Origin of the sequence: Methylobacterium platani (assembly GCF_001653715.1) — a bacterium.
Taxonomy (GTDB): Bacteria; Pseudomonadota; Alphaproteobacteria; order Rhizobiales; family Beijerinckiaceae; genus Methylobacterium; species Methylobacterium platani.
In genome coordinates this window covers 1-2249 of record NZ_LWHQ01000137.1, presented here as the reverse complement: position 1 = coordinate 2249, position 2249 = coordinate 1, and the positions used below count along the sequence as shown (strand labels likewise).

Below are 2249 nucleotides of genomic sequence, written 5' to 3'. Positions count from 1 at the left end.
CTAAGCCGAAAACGCTCTAGTACGCATTTCAGAGCAACCTTGAGATCCCGGGACTGCCAGGCGCTGCTCAACCGTGATGATGAGCGTGCTTATTGTCGGCATCATGAAGGCACCCGCCAGGCTTCCGCAATAGCACAATCCAGCACGTGCTGGCATACCCCTGAACCCTTCAGGGTTCAATCTGTTTGCTCGGCAGGACAGTCACCTCCTCTGAAACCATGGAGTTCCTCGATGGCCAATCCCGGTATTCTGACTCCCGGCGATCCCAGTGGCCCCATGCCCGGCGATCTCCCGCCCGACACGCCAGGCGATCCCGCCCCAGGCGATGTGCCGCCGACGCCTGACAGTGAACCGCCGATCGGTAATCCACCTGCACCGGATGTCGTGCCTGGTACCCCCAATCCTGGCGTGATATAAGTCAAAATGAAACGGAGGGCGCTCAGGCACTGTCCGTTTTCCTATGCAATCTGGCAATCGCCTCAGCGTTTGAATTCTCCGACGTTCATGAATTGCGGCGCTGTCCGAAATTCGTCCATACTGGATCTATCCAGTAGCGTAGCGGGTAGATCCTAGGGCTTAGCGATACCGGCAAACACCGCGCAGTCCGCGGTACATGCGCGGCGGGCAGCCCCGGGGCGCTCCGGTCATCATCCGGCGCATCTGACCCCGTGGCCCACGGTTCAGGCGACACCCGCCGTAGGAGCCGCGATGGGCTCCAAAGCCGCAGCCAGCACGCACCTGGACGATGGGGGCTGCATCACCGAGGGACGAACTGGCCTGTACCGGCAGGGCTTGGGCTGCGCCTGCAGTCAGCATGACCAGGGCCGCACCCGCCAGCTTATTAATGAACCTCATGCTTGATGCCTCCAAAGTCGCAATTTGTGGAAATCCGGCATCCAAACCGCGTATGAGATTTGGATGCCATTGTTCGCGGTAGTTTACATCTTCGGCATCAGTACGCTGTCGATGACGTGTACGACGCCATTCGACTGATCGACGTCGGGCTGGGTCACAAACGCGCCGCCGCCCTTGCCGTCGATCAGCGCCAGCTTGTCACCGTCCATCTTGACCGTGAGGGTCGCACCCTCGACCGTTTTCAGGTTGGCGCTCTCGCCACCCATCTTGGCCTTGGCCATCAGCTCCTTGGCGTCGAGCTTGCCAGCCACGACGTGGTAGGTCAGCACCTTCTTGAGATCGGCCTTCATGTCCGGCTTCATCAGCTTGTCGACCGTGCCGGCCGGCAGCTTCTCGAACGCGGCGTTGGTCGGAGCGAAGACCGTGAACGGCCCCTTGCTGCTCAGTGTGTCCACCAGCCCGGCCTCTTTCACCGCTGCGACGAGCGTGGTCAGGTTGTTCGCCTTGGAGGCGTTTTCCACGATGGTCTTGTTGGCCATCATCGGCGCTCCACCCACCATCGGCGCGTTCTGCGCCAGCGCCGGGACAGCGAGGCCAAGCGCGGCGGCAGCCAGAGTCATACGGATCATCGAGCGCATACGGAAACTCCTGGGCTTTTCCCAACGGTCAAGGTTCAGATCGAGCCTTGCGAGGGAGGAGTACGGATTGATCAGCGGTGAGGTTTCAAAATCGCTGATATTAAATTCCTGTCATACGCGGCATTTTTTTGGAACATCATCCCGGATGGCACGTACGCGCGCTAAAAATTATTCAGGAATGGGCTGCGTTTTGTGGGGCATGAGCAGCTGAGCATGCCCATATTCATCGACGTGCTTCGTCTCTCCAGGCTGGCAATCGCGTATTGTGCCTGAACGGGTTTCGACCCTATCGCACGACTGGGGTCGGCCCCTTATCGCCAGGGCTGCCCACGCACGGTTTCAGCGTGGATCTGAAACTTTCCGCTCAACCGAGCCGTACCGCATCTCATCGTGATGCCCTCTGGTGGTGTTACGGTCGGTCTTTGTCCCCGGCATCCAGCGTGTTGCCGGAGCATGACGGCTGAGCATAAACCTATGTAAAGAAATAGTTTTTTGTTTGGAACCTCCGGCAGAGAACTTTTTTGTCCCACCGTTGTGCCAGCGTCGGAGCATGACCGAAGACGATCAACACTGATGGAGAATGCGATGACGACCCGTATGTGGATCGCTGCTGGCACCCTGGCTCTGGGCCTCGGCTGTGCGACAGCCGCTTCGGCACAAATGCAGCAGCCCGGCATGGGCGGTGGCATGCAGCCCGGTATGCAGAATGGCCAGATGCAGGGCGGTATGTCCGGTGGCATGGGGCAGGACGACATG

The 2249-nt window shown here is 59.5% G+C and carries 3 protein-coding genes; 1 reads left to right on the top strand and 2 read right to left on the bottom strand.

Annotated elements, in window-relative coordinates; translation table 11 throughout:
* Positions 1–576: 576 nt before the first annotated feature.
* Positions 577–855: a GCG_CRPN prefix-to-repeats domain-containing protein gene (locus A5481_RS35995; protein ID WP_082173165.1), complete on the bottom strand. Its 279-nt coding sequence runs from the start codon at positions 853–855 to the stop codon at positions 577–579.
* Positions 856–938: 83 nt separating this feature from the next.
* Positions 939–1493, bottom strand: a complete 555-nt coding sequence (locus tag A5481_RS31905; RefSeq protein WP_048434470.1) for a fasciclin domain-containing protein — start codon at positions 1491–1493, stop codon at positions 939–941.
* A 573-nt stretch (positions 1494–2066) separates the two neighbouring features.
* Between A5481_RS31905 and A5481_RS35010 the strand changes: the two genes are divergently transcribed.
* A partial coding sequence (locus A5481_RS35010) for a hypothetical protein (protein WP_210179228.1) occupies positions 2067–2249 on the top strand: 183 nt, incomplete at its 3' end.

Bases quoted from the DNA above. Each gene is read 5' to 3' on its own strand.
- A5481_RS31905 (WP_048434470.1), bottom strand. From the start codon at position 1,493: ATGCGCTCGATGATCCGTATGACTCTGGCTGCCGCCGCGCTTGGCCTC.
- A5481_RS35995 (WP_082173165.1), bottom strand. From the start codon at position 855: ATGAGGTTCATTAATAAGCTGGCGGGTGCGGCCCTGGTCATGCTGACT.